Annotated in this window: 12 protein-coding genes, 1 tRNA gene and 1 pseudogene; 8 read left to right on the top strand and 6 right to left on the bottom strand. The window is 67.6% G+C overall.

The window, feature by feature from the left end; translation table 11 throughout:
• Window positions 1-606: 606 nt before the first annotated feature.
• A complete protein-coding gene (locus tag D7044_RS23160) occupies window positions 607-1,353 on the bottom strand; it encodes a sigma factor (RefSeq protein WP_120690172.1) in 747 nt (248 codons plus the stop codon).
• A gap of 368 nt (window positions 1,354-1,721) precedes the next feature.
• On the opposite strand from D7044_RS23160, the gene D7044_RS23155 reads away from it, so the two are divergent.
• The 8 genes and pseudogenes from D7044_RS23155 (at window position 1,722) to D7044_RS23120 (ending at window position 11,671) form a co-directional block, all read left to right on the top strand.
• Window positions 1,722-2,840: an NAD(P)/FAD-dependent oxidoreductase gene (locus D7044_RS23155; RefSeq protein WP_120690171.1), complete on the top strand. Its 1,119-nt coding sequence runs from the start codon at window positions 1,722-1,724 to the stop codon at window positions 2,838-2,840.
• Between the two features lie 70 nt (window positions 2,841-2,910).
• A complete protein-coding gene (locus D7044_RS23150) occupies window positions 2,911-3,663 on the top strand; it encodes an SDR family oxidoreductase (protein WP_120690170.1) in 753 nt (250 codons plus the stop codon).
• 215 nt (window positions 3,664-3,878) lie between these two features.
• Window positions 3,879-4,754: an endonuclease/exonuclease/phosphatase family protein gene (locus tag D7044_RS23145; protein WP_147434708.1), complete on the top strand. Its 876-nt coding sequence runs from the start codon at window positions 3,879-3,881 to the stop codon at window positions 4,752-4,754.
• A 680-nt stretch (window positions 4,755-5,434) separates the two neighbouring features.
• Window positions 5,435-7,981, top strand: coding sequence for a S8 family serine peptidase (locus tag D7044_RS23140; protein WP_120690168.1), 2,547 nt, complete (start codon window positions 5,435-5,437; stop codon window positions 7,979-7,981).
• A 333-nt stretch (window positions 7,982-8,314) separates the two neighbouring features.
• A pseudogene (locus tag D7044_RS33450) lies at window positions 8,315-8,834 on the top strand (site-specific integrase); the annotation flags it as partial.
• Between the two features lie 444 nt (window positions 8,835-9,278).
• Complete coding sequence (locus D7044_RS23130) at window positions 9,279-9,545, top strand: hypothetical protein (protein ID WP_120681713.1); 267 nt, start codon at window positions 9,279-9,281, stop codon at window positions 9,543-9,545.
• A gap of 539 nt (window positions 9,546-10,084) precedes the next feature.
• The gene (locus tag D7044_RS23125; RefSeq protein ID WP_120690167.1) at window positions 10,085-10,576 is read left to right on the top strand and encodes a hypothetical protein; all 492 of its coding nucleotides are present in this window, start codon (window positions 10,085-10,087) and stop codon (window positions 10,574-10,576) included.
• Window positions 10,577-10,756: 180 nt separating this feature from the next.
• Entirely contained in the window at window positions 10,757-11,671 is a 915-nt protein-coding gene (locus D7044_RS23120) for a YwqG family protein (RefSeq protein WP_233565092.1), read from the top strand.
• 261 nt (window positions 11,672-11,932) lie between these two features.
• Here the strand turns inward: D7044_RS23120 and D7044_RS23115 are convergent.
• The 5 genes from D7044_RS23115 to scpB all read right to left on the bottom strand — a co-directional run bounded on the left by D7044_RS23115 (window position 11,933) and on the right by scpB (window position 16,320).
• Window positions 11,933-12,006, bottom strand: a tRNA-Pro gene (locus D7044_RS23115).
• Window positions 12,007-12,339: 333 nt separating this feature from the next.
• A complete protein-coding gene (gene der / locus D7044_RS23110) occupies window positions 12,340-13,743 on the bottom strand; it encodes a ribosome biogenesis GTPase Der (RefSeq protein ID WP_120681697.1) in 1,404 nt (467 codons plus the stop codon).
• Complete coding sequence (gene cmk / locus D7044_RS23105; protein WP_120690165.1) at window positions 13,740-14,420, bottom strand: (d)CMP kinase; 681 nt, start codon at window positions 14,418-14,420, stop codon at window positions 13,740-13,742. Before cmk ends, der begins: the two co-directional genes overlap by 4 nt.
• Before the next feature lie 189 nt (window positions 14,421-14,609).
• On the bottom strand, window positions 14,610-15,374 hold the full coding sequence (locus D7044_RS23100) for a pseudouridine synthase (protein ID WP_120681693.1): 765 nt from the start codon (window positions 15,372-15,374) through the stop codon (window positions 14,610-14,612).
• The gene (gene scpB, locus D7044_RS23095) at window positions 15,361-16,320 is read right to left on the bottom strand and encodes an SMC-Scp complex subunit ScpB (protein ID WP_120690164.1); all 960 of its coding nucleotides are present in this window, start codon (window positions 16,318-16,320) and stop codon (window positions 15,361-15,363) included. Before scpB ends, D7044_RS23100 begins: the two co-directional genes overlap by 14 nt.
• Window positions 16,321-16,322: the final 2 nt, after the last annotated feature.

Raw genomic sequence — 16,322 nt, 5'->3', positions numbered from 1 at the left:
ATCCCCGTGATCTCCCTGAATGGTCAGACCCAAAAAACGTCGGATGATCTTCGTAGGCGAGACCCTTTCAGGCTCTTCCAAGCTTGTCAATGAGCCTTTCCGAGCAACGGTTCGTGGCGCTGCGTGGTCCGGTGGCGCAGTGGTGTCCGACGTGGAGGACGACGAGCGCCGCCCGGGCTCTTCGTGCGGCCTGGCCGCCCGCGGGCTGTCACCGGTGCGCTGGCCGGCGATGGCCAAAGACGCGGCGGCGGGCCGTCGGCCAGGCCCCGGTTCGGAGGCGCGCGGCCTGCGACGCGGGGCCACCTTTATCACTCCACAAAGGACACGCAAATACCATCCGGGCCACCACAATGAGGCGAATGTCGATGGCCCACACCAACGGCGCCATCTCAACAAGCGTCAGCCCATTCCTGCCAAGTGCCGATGGAGCCCACTCCCCCCGCCGAGGGACGTTACCGCGTCGGAGTCAGGCGATCGACAGGCCAACAGGCAGTAGTCGTTACACGTCCACGGTGAAGACCGGCCTAGGCTCATGTCCGACCGGCCCGAATGTCGAGGCGAACCGGGCCGGGGCCGTCCTGTGGAAGCGGCCCCGGCCCTGACGGTTCAGCCGAGTTGGTCGGTCCAGCCGGTGCGGAGGATCAGCTGGTACATGCTGATCCGTACCGGCGAGAGGCTCAACACCTCGTAGGCGAGCAGCTCCCCGGTCTCCGGGGCGAAGATCAGAAGAGACTGCTGGTCATGCTCGCGGTCGTCGAAGGTGATGGCCACACCCTTGCGGCCGGCGCGATCGACCACCTGACCGCGCCACCGGAACCCGGGCACGTCGGCAAGGACCCGCAGGATCTCGGCACGGGTGCGGCGCGGAACGACGTACAGCCCGTACACCCCGCCGACCTGCTTGGTGACGGCGCCGCCGCCGTACTTGATGTGGAGCAGCCTGGTCAGCTGGACACTGCCCGATGGCAGCGGCGCGAAGTCCATCGGTGGCAGTGGGATGCTGGAGGCCGCGGGGGTTCCGGAGGCGGCAGACTCCGGCTTGCGGCGGCGCTGCCAGCAGTCCCGGGACTCCTGGTCCGGAGCAGCGTCGGTCATCGGCAGTAGGTCCGGCGCGGCTCTCCGAGCCCGCCATTCGTTCGCGAGCAGGCGACGAGCCACCACGTACAGCCAGGGCAGGCAGCGGTCCGGGACGTCGCGGCGACGCCGCCAGGCGATGACGAACACCTCCTGGGCAAGCTCGACGGCCGCCTCCCCGTCGGCGAGCCGCCGCTGGCCGTACCGCACCACGTGTCCGTACTCGGCCGCGTAGACCCCGGTGAACCAATCCTCATCGCGTTCCCCCGGTGGACCCATCCAAGACTCCCGCCTGGTCGACGAACTCCCACCCTGGCTTGTGTCACCTCCGGCCCGATGATTACCGCTGATCACCTGTGCGAAATTTGATGGTTGTAAGCGCTTTTGTCGCGTTCGGCGGGTCTCGGCCGCAGCGGGGCCGCTGACCCCAGCCGCTTCCCTCTGCACCCCTCGCGGAATACCGGAGACCCATCTCCGTTATACAGTGTGACGGTGATCCGGAGACAGCTCTCCGGTACAGGCAAGGAGGCGGCCGCCACGGCGGCGTCCCAGATCACCGGCCTGCTCGGCGAGATCTGACCCACCGATCGGCACCTCTGCACCGATCAGAAGACCGCACACATCCCCCCGAAATTAGGAGAACCCTGATGACCGAGAACACCCAGCCACGCCCGACGGTCGTGGTGCTCGGCGGCGGCTACAGCGGGATCACCGTCGCGAAGGCTCTCGACGACATCGCCGACGTGACGCTCGTCGCCCCCTCGGACGCGTTCGTGCACAACAACGCGGCCTGGCGCGCCCTGGTCGAACCGGAATGGGTGGACCGGATCTTCCTGCCCTACGAGCGGCTGCTGAACCGCGGCCACTTCCTACGGGACCGCGCGGTGTCGGTCGACGGCCGGCGGGTGACGCTCGCCTCCGGCCGGCAGCTCGAGCCGGACTTCCTGATCCTGGCCACGGGCTCCAGCTACCCCTTCCCCGCCAAGGTCGACGAGCCGAACGCCGAGACCGGGCGGGCGAAGTTCCGCCAGGCGCACCAGGCGCTACTCGACGCCGGTCGGGTGCTCGTGGTCGGCGCCGGCCCTACCGGACTGGAGCTCGCCGGGGAGATCAAGGCCTTCTACCCCGACAAGCACGTGACCATCGTGGGCGTCGCCTCCGACATCCTCGTCGGACCGTTCGACCAGGAGTTGCGCGACGAGCTGCGGCGACAGCTCGACAAGATGGGCGTCGAACTCAAGCTCGGCAGCCCGTTGCTGAGCCTTCCGGCGGCAGCCCCGACCACGGCGGCCTCGATCGTCGTGACGACCGAGGCCGGCGATGAGCTGAGCGCTGACGTCTGGTACCAGTGCTTCGGCATCACACCGGAGACCGGGTACCTGCGCGGTCCGCTGGCCGCCGCTCGACGCGACGACGGGTACGTCCACGTCGACGAGTACCTGAGAGTCGGCGGCCAGGACGGCGTCTTCGCGGTCGGCGACATCACCGACGCCGACCGCAACGGCACCGGTACCGCCGCGGCGCAGGCCAACCTGATGGCCGCGAACCTTCGGGCGTTGATCACCGGCACCGGCGAACTCACCGCATACCGCCCCGGGCCGCTGGCCATCGCGATCCCGCTGGGCCCCGAGGGCGGCGCCGGACAGCTCCCCGGACTCGATGGCGTCGCCGGAGCCGAGGTCATCGCCGACCTCAAGGGACGCAACATGCTGGTCGAGCCGTGGGCCGGGCTCTTCGACGCGTCGGCCGCGACCGACCACCACTGACCGCCGACCGGGCGGCCGGCGACGCGCCGGCCGCCCGGCACCGAAACACGACGATCATTTGGGAGAAGCTATGGGACGGGTCGACGGCCGGGTGGCCATCGTCACCGGCGGTGCACGCGGAATGGGCGCCGCCATCGTCAGAGCCTTCGCGGCCGAGGGCGCGAAGGTCGTAATCGCCGACATCCTGGACGCCGAGGGCCAGGCCCTGGAGGCCGAGCTGGGCGACCGGACACGGTACCGGCATCTGGACATCACCGACCACGCACGGTGGCAGGAGCTGGTACGCGAGACCGAGGAGCAGCTCGGCCCGCTGTCCATCCTGGTCAACAATGCCGCGGTTCAGCTCCCCGGCACCATCGTCGACCAGGACCCCGACACCTTCCGCAAGGTCCTCGACGTGAACCTGTACGGCACGTGGCTCGGCATGCACAACGCCGTGCCTGCCCTACGCCGCGCCGGCGGCGGGGTTGTCGTCAACATCTCCTCGCTGGCCGGTCTCGCCGGATTCGAGCGCCTGGGTGCGTACGTGGCCAGCAAGTGGGGCGTCCGTGGACTGACCAAGACGGCCGCCCTCGAACTGGCCCGGGACAACATCCGGGCCGTCTCCGTACACCCGGGTCCCATCCGGACCCCGATGCACCCGCCGGCGGCCGACCCGATGCTCGCCGCGCTGCCCATTCCCCGGATCGGCGAGCCCGAGGAGGTCGCCAGCATGGTGCTGTTCCTGGTCGCCGAGGCCACCTTCTCCACCGGCTCCGAGTTCGTCATCGACGGTGGCGCGGCCATCGGCAGCCCCGGGCAGAGCCCCGTCGGCAACGGTTGATCCAGGCCCGGGACGGTCACCGGACCGTCACCGGTCTCCGCTGATCAGGAAGGGCCGTCACCTGGGGGCTTGTCCCCCGGTGACGGCCCTTCCAGAGCGAGCCGTTCGGCGTCAGCCTGTCGATCTTTCGTGGCCCGATGTTCGGCGTCACGTCGATTTTGATCGAAATCCTTCGCTCGCCGCCACCGACGGCGGTTCCGTGCGAAGGGGAATCGATGCGCAAGACAACACACTTGTCGGCCCACGCCGTGGGGGCTCTCGCGGGCGCGGTCGCGCTGGTGGCCGCCCTGCTGCCGGCCACACCGGCCGCCGCGGCGAACGTGCCCTTCACGGCGGCGACGTTGAACATCTACAACGGGCTGAGCCAGGCCGACTTCGTTCACGACCTGAACCTGATCACGGCCAAGGCGGACCTCGTCGGTCTCAACGAGGTCGGCAATCGCAAGGCTTTCCTGGAGAGCTGGGCCGCGCAGAACGGCTGGTGGTTGTACGCGCCGGGCGGAGTCAACCAGGCCGGCGAGGCACTGATCGCCAAGAAGAGCATGTTCGACGTACTCGACAGCGGTTCGATCTTCGTCTGTGACACCAACGGTCCGGGCGAGGTGCCGCCCGCGCGGTACAACAACTGGGTCAAGTACCGACACAAGGCCAGCGGCCGCAACGTGACCCACATCAACGCCCACGCGGTGGCCAGCATCGAGAACGCCGGACGGCCGGAGGACCTGCCGCGCACCAGGTGCGCCGAGGCGCAGTTCCAGGGCCTCAAGGACCTGGCGGTCGACAAACAGGACGAGGGCCAGGTCATCGTCAGCGGTGACCTCAACGTCGACTTCAGCGCCGACCGCAGCTACGGGTACACGAAGTTTCCCTGGCAGGTCTTCGAGGCCAACCAGCTGCCGAACCTGCGCTCCAACTACAACCTCTACGGCGAGATGGGCACCGGAACGCACGGCAACCGGCACATCGACTACGTCTACTTCTGGAAGCGGCTGCCCGAGTACCAGCTCATGTGGATGACCGGCTACGACATCGTCGGCGGCACCAAGTCCGACCACAACGGGGTCGTCGCGACCTTCTCCATCCAGAACTGACGCGCTCGCCTTTCCCGCCGGCTACGAGCCCTCTTCACGCTCCCGCTTCAGGCGGGTGGGGCCGGCCCTCGTCGCCGGCGGGATCGCGAGCAACACGACGCAGGTGGCGACGACAGCCACGCGTTAAGCCGGGAGTCGTAGATTCCCGAGATCATTCGCGCACCCGGTATCGCGGATCTCCTCGTCGGGCAGTCGCCAGACCGTCCGGCCTCCCCAACGGGGACCAGGTGGAGCGCCCTACCGGACGAACGACCTGGGCCCCGTCGGGGAAGGCTGGTAGACGTTGTGGTGCCCGCAGACACCTCGGAGGGCGCCTCAACGAGCACCAAGCCAGCCATGAAGCCCCAGCTCAACAGCGACCGAGCTTCGACCAGGACCGTCACTCATCCCGCCCCGCGAGGAGCCCATGGCCCGGCCCATGACAGTTGCAGGCATCGATGAGGGCGTCGCTCAAACCGCTTTTGGTGGATAGAAGTTGCCCTCTTGACGAGGCACTTCTGCCGCAGTCTAATTGGTGATCATGTAGGGAGGCCACGCGTGGGAGAGGTCCAGTTCGCCGTTCTGACGTGGCACGGTCCTCCTTATTTTTGTCTCGACCAGCGCGTGTGGATAATCGGGCTCGGACGCAACAGACCGCACCCGCTCATTAGAGACGTCGCCCTTTTGGGAAGGAGCCGGGAATGAGCATGAGGTCCACGAATCGAAGGCAGTTCCTGCGACGACTGGGAGGCACCCTTGCTGCCGGAGCAGGCATCGCGTTGTTTCCGGCCGGGTTCGCCTCGGCATCGCCCAAAACTGGTCCGACATCGACCCCTGGGCATACTGGCGGCGGGCTGGCGTACCCGAAAGGCTGCGCGCAGTGTTCGTACCCGGGAGATCCCGGCTTTGTCGCCAGGAGTCCAGGCGAACTAGATGCGGCTAAAGCCAGTTGGGAAACTCCCGAGTATGGCTACTACACCGGCCACAATCCTTCTAATCCTGGCACAGCGGTCGATTCTCCCTGGCAGCTCGTCGCGGTAAACGCGTCCACCGCCTATGCCTTGGGGTACTGCGGGCAGGGCGTCGCGCTGGGCATGATGGACTCGGGCTACAGGACTACACACGAAGCATTTCAAACCAGGCTTATCGTTCCGGTGAGAGCCGCGGGCGTCTACGGCACGTCCGGCTTCGGGTACCGAAACGCAGCAACCCCGGCGAACCCGTTCACTGCGGGCGAGCCGTTCACTGTGGCCGGTGATCAGGCGAGAACAACTGACTACTCGCACGGGACCGGCATGCTCGGAGTCACCTCCGGCATCCGCGATGATAAAGACCAGCACGGCATCGCCTTCGGATCGGTGATGTATGTTGCCAAGACCGGCGGTTCCGATACCCAGTCCCACGGCCCCTTCCACGATTACGTGTACTGGCACACCGCGAACAAGGCCCTGGTCGACGCGGGCGCCCAGGTCATCAACAGCAGTTGGGGCTCTTATGTCCAAACTATCGACAGAAGTCGCTTCGACGGCCTAGGAAACGACCTCGGAGTCAACGGCAACCTCGCCAACGCCTACCAACTGCGTGGCAAAGACAGCGCCAGCGCCACGGCGATGGCGACCATCCTCCCCAACGAGTACCTGAAGGATCTGGAATACCAGTATTTCCTCTTCAAGAAGAGCTACTCGGAAGGCGGCATTCAATACAACCCGAACCACCCCGGGCGCTCCTTCATGGACGCCATCTGGGACGCCATCAAGGACAGCGGTACCGTCAACGTAAGGTCGGCCGGTAACAACGACTGGAGCAACCCGTTTTACCGCCCGGCGTACCCCTTCTTCAACCCCTTGGCGGAGAGGCAGTGGGTATGCGTCGGCGGAGTGCAACCGCCCACGGCAGCCAATCCTGAATACACGAAGCAGTCCGGGTACAACGAGGCGGGGCTCGCCAAATGGTGGACCGTGTCCACCCCTTCAAACAGCGTTCGGACCACGAACAGCGGTGGTGACACCAACTATTCGAACTCGAGCGGCACGTCACCGGCAACGCCCGTTGCGACAGCAGTGATGGGGGTTCTGCTCTCCCGCTATCCGAACATGGACGCCAAGCAGGTTCGTGAACTGATGTTCACCACGGCGAACAACAAGATGTCCGACGGCGTGAGATTCCTCGGCACCGGGCAAACCTCCCCCTCCGGGGCATCCATCGCCTGGACCGCTCCCGACGGCCTTCCGGACGACCGCTGGGGCTGGGGGATCCCGGATCTGGCCAAGGGCATGTACGGCCCCGGCCAGTTCCTGGGCCCCATGACCTACAACATGGACAAAGCGCCCCTGGACGTCTGGTCGAACGACATCAGCCAGATCGCGATCAAGGCGAGGGAGCGGGAAGATCTGGAGTGGCTGGCCGGCTACAAGAAGCAAGGCATCGCCTACGCCGGTGAATTCGGTCCCAACGTGCTGAACCCGGACGGCACGCTCAACGAACAGTCCTTCATGCTTCAGGGCATCTTGGCTGATCCTTACATCCAAGCCATCACCAACGGCCATCCCGAGCTGTACGACAAGATCACCTATGGGGACGCGGTCAAGTGGCGCAAGGAGTGGATGGACAAGCGCGCCGCCTACATTCAGAACAACATCAAAAAGAACCTCTACACGGCATCTCTGACCAAGCAAGGCTCCGGGACGCTGGTCATGACGGGCGACAACACCTACAAGGGCGGCACGACGGTTGAAGGCGGCAAGCTTTCGATCACCGGCTCGCACGCAAGCTCGATCGACGTCAAGGGCGGCACGCTCGGTGGCACCGGTTTCGTGGCAGGCAGCATCGACGTCGACCGCGGCGTGCTGCAGCCCGGTCTGTCGTCCAAGGAAGCGGCGTCCGCGGCGTCCATCACCCTCACCGACGTCGCGCCCGGCAACGTTCTGAAGGTCGGCGGCGACGTGACCGTCAGCCGAGCGGGTCGCCTCGCCGTCACCATCTCCGGCGACCACGACTACACGAGCGTGCGCGCTGCGGGTGACCTGAAGCTGGACGGCAAACTCGCCCTGGACGTTCGCGCGCCCCTCACTCCGGGCACGGTACTGACGATCATGAGCGGAGACTCGATCAAGGGCAACTTCCATTCCCTGCCGGAACGGCGGGTCCTGAACACGGGCCGTCACCTGTTCCGGGTGTCCTACCGAAACGGCAAAGTGACGCTGACCGTCGTGCGGAGGCTGCCCGGGGCAGGGGTCGACCGCGCCTAGGGTCTGTTTCATAAGGCTCGCCCGAGCGAGCCGAGGCCCAGACGGCGGGCCGAACGGCGGTCCGGCAAGGCGGAGGTTCGTGCGGATACCGGTGTTGTATCCGGACGAACCTCCAACACCGTCGGTCATCGCCTGGGGCCGGCGCAGCCGGGCACGGTCTTAGGAAACAGACCCTCGCCGCACGTGGCCTGGTCAGCCAGGCTCAGGGTCGCCTGAGCCTGGCTGACCAGGCCTTCGCCCAGGTTCAGCCGCTCTGACCGCCACGGTCGACAGACCTGCCGAATCTATCCAGAACCCGGTCGTAGGCCTGCGCCACGGCGTTGGCCCCGAGAACACGGCGAGGAATTCTGCGAGCAGTGCCGTGACAACCACGGCATCAACCTCGTCATCGACAAGCAGCTCCAGCGGGTACGCGGCCAGCTCCTGCACCGGGCCACCAAGACCGAGGAGTCCGACGCTCGCCTACCGCTGCCGGCCATCTGCGTCACCGCGCTGCGACTCCGCTATCGGCAACAGGCGGCTGCCAAGGAAAAGGCTGGCGAGACATGGCACGACACGACACGACACGACACGGGCATGATCTTCAAAACCCGCTACGGACTGCCGGTCGAGCCGCGGAACTTCAACCGCTCCTACGACAGCCGCATCGCCAGCGGCGGCGTTCCTAAGATCACGGTCCACGATGCCCGGCCACCTGCGGTTCTCTCCTGGTCGACCTGGACGTCATCCCCGGGTCGCCATGGCGATCCTGAGACACGCGGACTTCTCGATCACAATGGAGATCAACAGCCAGGTCTCATCCAAGGCGACCCGCGAGGCCCTGCGGAAGTGCGGCGAGAGCCTCGATCAATGAGCCGTTGCTGTACTTCGCTGCCGTACAAGATCAGAAAAAGCCACCTGGAAGAATCCAGATGGCTTCTGACCTGCGTCGGGACGGCCGGATTCGAACCGACGACCCCTTGACCCCCAGGACGATTCGCTACGCGTTCCTGCACGTCACACACGCTATCCCCAAGATCAAGCCATGCAGCCGACGACATACCCGGCCACCATCGCGCGCACCGTGTGGTCCCCGTCTGGTCCCCGGCATCGGTACGGGTGGCGACGACAGCCACACGGCTTGGGAGTGTGGTCACCGCCGGGAGTCGGACGGCAATGACCTGGCTTGACCTGCCTCATGACACCGGCAGTCACGTCCAGGAGCTGACCGAGGTTGACCCTGGATCCCGTCCCATCGGGCACGCAACGGGCACGCCGCACTCCCTTGATCCCGATCCGGCTGCGCTAGGTTGCCGGGATGAGCGGTGGAGAGGTCATCCTGAAGCTGAGCCACGACCAGGCGCTGGTGCTCTCGGATTGGCTTGACCGCATGGAATCCTCGCGGGCCTTCGCTCAAGTGGTCGACGACCGGGCCGTCTGGTCTGCACTGCACGCCATCAGCGGCACCCTCGACAAGTCTCTGGTCGGCACATTCAGCCCCGACTACGTGCAGCTCCTTGAGGCTGCTCGCCAACGGTTGCTAGAGACGCTGGGCGACTTCGATCCGATGACCGACGAGTTATGAGATCAAGATGGGCGACCCGGCGAGCTGTGCGGATGGGCTTCTAGCAGCGGAAACACCTCTCGACATCTCACACCACTCCCCCGTCGTCCGTCGACCTCTTGCGGACCAGATGCGGACCGCTCACCTGGGCCCGGGTCGGCCCTACGGATACCCTCGACAGAGTGGAACCAGATCCTCAGGACGCGCAGCCACCTGAGTCTCGCTCGAACGTTCATCGCCGATGCCCCGAATGCCGTGGGGCTGCGCGGCTTCCAGGCATGGTGAAGACCACCGGCATGAGTAAGAGGATGGGAAGCGTTTTCGGGCCCTGCCCCACCTGCGATGGTGTTGGCTACCTGGTCGAGGACGACCTGGCGGACTGACAGCTTGGGAATTGCCGATATCCGCCTGTCTACTGGGTCGGCGGCCTAGTCTCGGCGGTCCCTTGTGGCCGTGGCTTACCCCTGCTGTCCCGGCTCAATGGCACGCTAATGGCACGCGACTGCGCTCCTCGGCAGTAGCCGTCCGATCATGCCGGGCCACCTTCGTACGGAGGTTTTGTGAGTAGGACGTGCTTCGTCGAGTTCAATCGCTCGGGCTTCTGGGCGTTGAGCGACAGCCTTGCTGTCCTGCTCGGTCAGGCCGTGGTGGTGGCGGAGGAGATGGCGGCTGATCGGCACTCGGCGGCCTTTGAGGACGTGGTTGACCAACTTCGTGCGAGTGCGGTCGTGACGGACCTTGGCCTACTTGTCGCCGAGGACTGGCGCGGTGATCGACTTGATCTGCTCATCCAGCTGATCGAGGAGGCAAACCGGCGACTGGGTGAGCGTGGGCGCGTGACAGCATCCGAGGTGAGAGGCTGGACGGCGCTTGGCGACGACGTGATCGAGCTGCGGCGCGACACGGTCGATACGGCGCCGGTGGTCGAGCTTGGGCAGGCCGTGTTGCAGCTGCTCCGAGAGCATCTTCCGCCCGCCCCAGAGGGGACGTGGTGGTTCTACGGCGTGGAAGGTGGCCGTCAGACCATCGTCATGCGGAACGTGGAGAGCTGACCCGCCTTGCAGGTCGCCTCGCCCGTCGCCTGGCTACGCTCCTGTCCAGATGCCGGAACCTCAGTTTGGAAGAGCGTGATCAACCGACCGCGATGTCCGAAACGCCTGCGGCCGGCGGTTCACCCGATTGCTTCTCGTGCCCGCTCGTGACCGCTGCGCGCCCCGGTTACTGGCCCATGGATGGCCCGTGACGGCCTCAATCGAGAAGCTGAGAAGATGCGGGCGTGGTTGCTCCCGGATGTGCCCTTGGCGACGCTGGCGCGTCGCCACTTACCTGCTGCTGTCGCCGACGAGTGGATCGCGCTCATCCGTCCTGCCCTGCACCTGCGACCCGCTGAGTCTGGAGAGCCCGAGGTCGCTCGCTTAGGTGGCCTTCCCGCTCTGCCAGAACACGTTACGTGGCCGCTATGGGAGGGCCACGGGCCGTTGAGCTTTGTCGCGAGCATCGATTGCGAGCGGTTGCCCTCCGATGCGCTCGACATCGCTCTGCCAGCGGAGGGCATTCTCTTGTTCTTCTACCGTCACTCCAGGTGGGAAGACGGAACGGTGATCGAGTCGTCCGCACCAGAGACACAGGCAGGCGCTCGCGTCGTCTACCTACCGCCAGGAACGCAGACCGCCGAGCGCGAGCCGCCTGAATCCACCAACCCGTATCCCCTCGTTCGACTCGCCGCTGATGTCATCGCGAGCGGGCCGGACTGGGAACACCCAGCCCTTCGGGCGGCGCTCGACCGTGTCTCCGACGAAGACCGAGCGTTCATGGATGATCCGATGAACAGTGACCCGTTCCGGATGGCAATGGGCGAAGTCAACTTGGAGCTCGGCCCACAGCACCGGGTCGGAGGTTACGCAGACCCCATTCAGGGCTCGGTCGAGGTCGACGTCGCACGAGCGCAGCTCGGTGGCCGGGTGGCATACGACGATCCGGCCCTGCATGAGGAAGCGCAGCGGTGGACGCTGCTCGCCCAAATAGACAGCGACGACAACGCGGACATGGTGTGGGGTGACCGCGGAGCGTTGTACTGGCTCATCCGTCGCAAGGATCTGGCCGCCGAGCGATGGCAGGCGGCATCGTTTACATGGCAGTGCTACTGAGAGCGGATCTCCTCGTCAAAGAGTGGCCGGCCGGCCCGGCCGATGCCGGCCGGAGGTCGCCAGCAGGCCGGAGCCGGGCCGGCGCGGCCCGCTTGCGGGCCGCCTTGATACGGCAAGCGAAAAATTCGGCAACCAACGGCAGTGGCCGCTAACGCTTGACCGACGGTCAAGGAGCGCTACGTCCAGCCAACTTCACCGATCTTGGTCCCCAGAACGCCAAGAAGGGCCGATCCGAGTACCGAATCAGCCCTTTGACCTGCGTCGGGACGGCCGGATTCGAACCGACGACCCCTTGACCCCCAGTCAAGTGCGCTACCAAGCTGCGCCACGTCCCGATGCTCCCGCGTGGTCTCCCCTGCGGCAGCCGGTACAGCTTAGCGCAGGTTCCTCACGCCGTCCGCACAGGCCCCACCGGCCCCGTAGGGTTCCTCGCCCCTGCGACTGGCGTGACCGACCGCACCACCGCTTGGGCGTCCTAGGAAGATAGGTGGGCAGTCAACGCTGATCCACTCGGGGTCCATGAAGGCGGGGTGTCCACGCGGGTTGGTTGGGCCGACTTCAATGAAGTCGAGTGGATCAAGCAAGCAAGGCGGGTGGGGCGGGATGATTCCCAAAAGACGCGGGCCGGGTCGAGGAATCTCGACCCGGCCCGTTGACGGATCCGGTGGTCAGCCGTGCGCCTTGCCGCGGCCGCCGGGGCCGACCTTCTTGCGCGGGCGTACCGAGATCTCGATGGGGCTGCCCTCGAAGCCGAACTCCTCGCGCAGCTTGCGCTCGACGAACCGCTGGTAGCCGGCGTCCAGCGGCCCGGTGGTGAAGAGCACGAAGCGCGGCGGGGCCGCGCCGGCCTGGGTGGCGAAGAGGATGCGCGGTGCCCGACCGCCTCGCACCGGGTGCGGGGTGGCCTGCACGAGCGCCGTGAGCCACTGGTTGAGCCGCGACGTCGGGATCCGGGTCTCCCAGCTGTCGAGGGCCGTGTGCAGCGACGACGCCAGTTTGTCGACCGCGCGGCCGGTCAGCGCCGACAGGTTGAGCCGGATCGCCCAGGGAATCCGGCGCAGCTCCCGGTCGATCTCCTTGTCCAGGTAGTACCGGCGGTCGGCGTCGACCAGGTCCCACTTGTTGAAGGCGATCACCAGGGCCCGGCCGGCCTCGGTGACCATCGACAGGATCCGCTGGTCCTGCTCGCTGATCGGCTCGCTCGCGTCGAGCAGCACCACAGCGACCTCGGCCGCCTCGATGGCCGAGGCGGTACGCAGGCTCGCGTAGTACTCGGTGCCGCTGGCCTTGCCGACCCGCTTGCGCAGCCCGGCCGTGTCGACCAGGTGCCAGGTCTCGCCGCCGATCTGCACCAGGCTGTCCACCGGGTCGACGGTGGTGCCGGCGACCGAGTCGACAACCGCCCGCTGCTCACCCGAGAAGCGGTTCAGCAGGCTGGACTTGCCCACGTTCGGTCGGCCGACCAGCGCCACCCGGCGTGGGCCGCGCGGGCCGTGCTCGACGATCGCCGGGGCCTCGGGCAACGCCTCCATGATCGCGTCGAGCAGGTCGCCGGAGCCTCGGCCGTGCAGGGCGGAGACCGGGATCGGCTCGCCCAGGCCGAGCGACCAGAGCGAGGTCGACTCCATCTCGATGGAGGTGTTGTCCGCCTTGTTCGCCACCAGGATGACCGGCTTGGCGCTGCGCCGCAGCATCTTCACCGCGGCCTCGTCCACATCGGTCGAACCGACCATCGCGTCGACCACGAAGAGCACCACGTCCGCGGTCGCCACGGCCGTCTCGGCCTGCGCGGCGATCGCCGCCGCCCGGTCCTTCGCGTCCGGTTCCCACCCGCCGGTGTCCACCACGGTGAACGCCCGGCCGGCCCACTGGGCGTCGTACGGAACCCGGTCCCGGGTCACCCCGGGGACGTCCTCGACGACCGCCTGCCGACGGCCGATGATCCGGTTGACCAGCGTCGACTTGCCCACGTTCGGTCGGCCGACGACCGCCACCACCGGCTGCGGACCGGTGGGCTCCTCAGTGGCGAGGTCCGGCTCCCGCAGCTCGACCCAACCGCCCGGCTCGCTCATGCCACGCCCCGCTCGGTGAGCAGGGTGTGCAGCTGCTGGACTACCTCGTCGATGCCCAGCTCGGTGGTGTCCAGCACGACCGCGTCCGACGCCTGCTGCAGCGGCGAGGTCCGGCGGGTCGAGTCCAGGCGGTCCCGGCGGGCCAGATCGGCGGCGGTGACCGCCGCGTCGGTGGCGTCCTCGGCGCTGCGCCGGGCCGCCCGGGCCGCCTCGGACGCGGTCAGGTAGACCTTCAGGTCGGCGTCCGGCGCCACCACGGCGCCGATGTCCCGGCCCTCGACCACGATCCGGCCGGCGTTCACGATCATCTCCTGCTGACGGGCGACGAGCAGCGCGCGGACGGCCGGCACGGCCGCCACGGCGGAGACCGCCTGGGTCACCTCGGGGCCGCGGATCTCCGCGTCCACGCTGACACCGTCAGCGGTCACGCCGTACCCCTGCGGGTCGGTGCCGATGCGCAGGTCCACCTCCTGGGCGACCTTGGCCACGGCCTCCGCGTCGGAGAGGTCGACGCCGGAGCGCAGCACGGCCCAGGTGATCGCCCGGTACATCGCCCCGGTGTCCAGGTAGCGGGCACCGAGTCCGGCGGCCAGCCGCCGGGAGACGGTGGACTTTCCCGAACCGGACGGCCCGTCCACAGCGACCACGCACCGCCCGGTCCGCTCGTTTTCCTCCACCGTCGTCCTCCTCAGCCCGTACCTCACGGATCGCCGGCCTTCCGGCGCCGTGAGCGGATGTTCCTGGTCAATGATGCCCGCCGCTCCGAGCGGAGCGCGCGCGACGCCGCCGGGCGCGACCCGCGCCACCGCGCGGCCGTCACCCGACCGCCACGGAGCCTACCGGCAGCCGTACCCCGTCCGGCGGGGTCAGTCACCCACCGCCTTGAACAGCGCTGCCACCTCGGCGTTGGTGAGTCGCCGGGTGCGCCCGGCGCGCAGGTCACCGAGGCGGATCGGCCCGATCGAGGTACGAATCAGCCGGGACACCGGGTGTCCGACCTCGCCCAGGATGCGCCGGACGATGTGCTTGCGCCCTTCGTGCAGGGTCAGCTCCACCTGGGCGCTACGCCCCAGCGTGTCCACCACCCGGAAGGAGTCGACCTTCGCGGGGCCGTCCTCCAGCTCCACCCCGGCCATCAGCCGCTTGCCGAGGTTGCGCGGAATCGGCCCGGCCACCTCACAGAGGTACGTCTTGGGCACCCCGTACGAGGGGTGCATGAGCCGGTGCGCCAGCGTCCCGTCGTTGGTGAGCAGCAGCAGGCCCTCGCTGTCGGCGTCGAGCCGCCCGACGTGGTAGACGCGCTGCTCGACCCGGTTGCCGAGGAAGTCGGCGAGCGCCGTGCGACCCTTCTCGTCCGCCATGGTGGAGACGACGCCGCGCGGCTTGTTCATGGCCAGGTAGACGAGGCGGGTGTCGGTGACCACCCGTTCCCCGTCGACGAAGATCACGGCGGTGGTCGGGTCGACCTTGTCGCCGAGCTGCGCGACCTGCCCGTTCACCGTGACCCGGCGGCGGAAGATCAGGTCCTCGCAGGCGCGCCGGGAACCCACGCCGGCGGCGGCGAGCACCTTCTGCAGGCGCTCGGCGTCCTCCGGGACGTCGGTGCGGGTGGTGCGGTCATCGCGTGGCATCGCTCAGCTCTTCCACATCATCGGGCAGGAACGGCGCGAGCGGCGGCAGCTCGTCGACCGTGTTCAAGCCCAGCTTCTCCAGGAACAGGGTGGTGGTGCGGTAGAGGAAGGCGCCGCTCTCAGGCTCGCTTCCGCACTCCTCCACCAGGCCGCGGGTGACCAGGGTACGGATCACCCCGTCACAGTTGACACCCCGGATGGCCGAGATCCGCGAGCGGGTGACGGGCTGCTTGTAGGCGACCACGGCGAGGGTTTCCAGCGCGGCCTGGGTCAGCCGTACCGACTGCCCCTCCAACACGAACCGTTCCACGTACCCGGCGTATTCCGGCCGGGTGTAGAGACGCCAGCCACCGGCCGCCCGGCGCAGCTCGAAGCCGTACCCGGAGGCCGTGTAGCCGGCGGCGATCTGGTCGAGCATCGCGCCGACGCGGGCCGGCGGCTGCTCCAGCACCTCGGCCAGGGTCGCCTCGGCGACCGGCTCGTCCACCACCAGCAGGATCGCCTCGAGCGCCCCACGCAGCTCGGCGTCGTCCAGCTCCGGTGCGGGCTCCGGGGCCACCACCACCCGCCGCCGAGCCCCCGGCTGCTTCTTGGGTACGCGACCAGCCGCCCCCTCCCCCGCCACGCCCCCGACACCGGCGTCGGTGTCGGTGTCGGTGTCGATGTCGGTGTCCTGCGCGATCTTGGAAACTCGCGGCCCCTCCACGGGCACCGCGTTTCCAAGATCCACCGCCTCCGCCTCCGCTGCCGCGTCGGCGTCGGCGTCGACTGCGGTGTCCTGCGCGATCTTGGAAACTTCCGGCCCCTCTGGGGGCGTTTCGGTTCCAAGATCTTCCTGGCGGGGCTGTTCGTCGCCCGTTTGCCGGGGTGGGGTGGGGCGTTGCCAGGGCGGGACCCAGGCGGCGGCCTGGTCGGCCAGTGAGTTGCAGGACTCCTCGTTGCTCATCG

It is taken from the genome of Micromonospora musae, assembly GCF_003626635.1.
Classification (GTDB): Bacteria; Actinomycetota; Actinomycetes; order Mycobacteriales; family Micromonosporaceae; genus Micromonospora; species Micromonospora musae.
This window is presented reverse-complemented; position numbering and strand designations above follow the sequence as displayed.

What these genes read in the sequence shown, in the direction of transcription:
- D7044_RS23145 (WP_147434708.1), top strand. Translation starts at nt 3,879, where the DNA reads ATGCGCAAGACAACACACTTGTCGGCCCACGCCGTGGGGGCTCTCGCG.
- D7044_RS23140 (WP_120690168.1), top strand. Translation starts at nt 5,435, where the DNA reads ATGAGCATGAGGTCCACGAATCGAAGGCAGTTCCTGCGACGACTGGGA.
- D7044_RS23130 (WP_120681713.1), top strand. Translation starts at nt 9,279, where the DNA reads ATGAGCGGTGGAGAGGTCATCCTGAAGCTGAGCCACGACCAGGCGCTG.
- scpB (WP_120690164.1), bottom strand. Translation starts at nt 16,320, where the DNA reads ATGAGCAACGAGGAGTCCTGCAACTCACTGGCCGACCAGGCCGCCGCC.
- D7044_RS23100 (WP_120681693.1), bottom strand. Translation starts at nt 15,374, where the DNA reads ATGCCACGCGATGACCGCACCACCCGCACCGACGTCCCGGAGGACGCC.
- D7044_RS23160 (WP_120690172.1), bottom strand. Translation starts at nt 1,353, where the DNA reads ATGGGTCCACCGGGGGAACGCGATGAGGATTGGTTCACCGGGGTCTAC.
- der (WP_120681697.1), bottom strand. Translation starts at nt 13,743, where the DNA reads ATGAGCGAGCCGGGCGGTTGGGTCGAGCTGCGGGAGCCGGACCTCGCC.
- D7044_RS23155 (WP_120690171.1), top strand. Translation starts at nt 1,722, where the DNA reads ATGACCGAGAACACCCAGCCACGCCCGACGGTCGTGGTGCTCGGCGGC.
- D7044_RS23150 (WP_120690170.1), top strand. Translation starts at nt 2,911, where the DNA reads ATGGGACGGGTCGACGGCCGGGTGGCCATCGTCACCGGCGGTGCACGC.
- D7044_RS23120 (WP_233565092.1), top strand. Translation starts at nt 10,757, where the DNA reads ATGGCCCGTGACGGCCTCAATCGAGAAGCTGAGAAGATGCGGGCGTGG.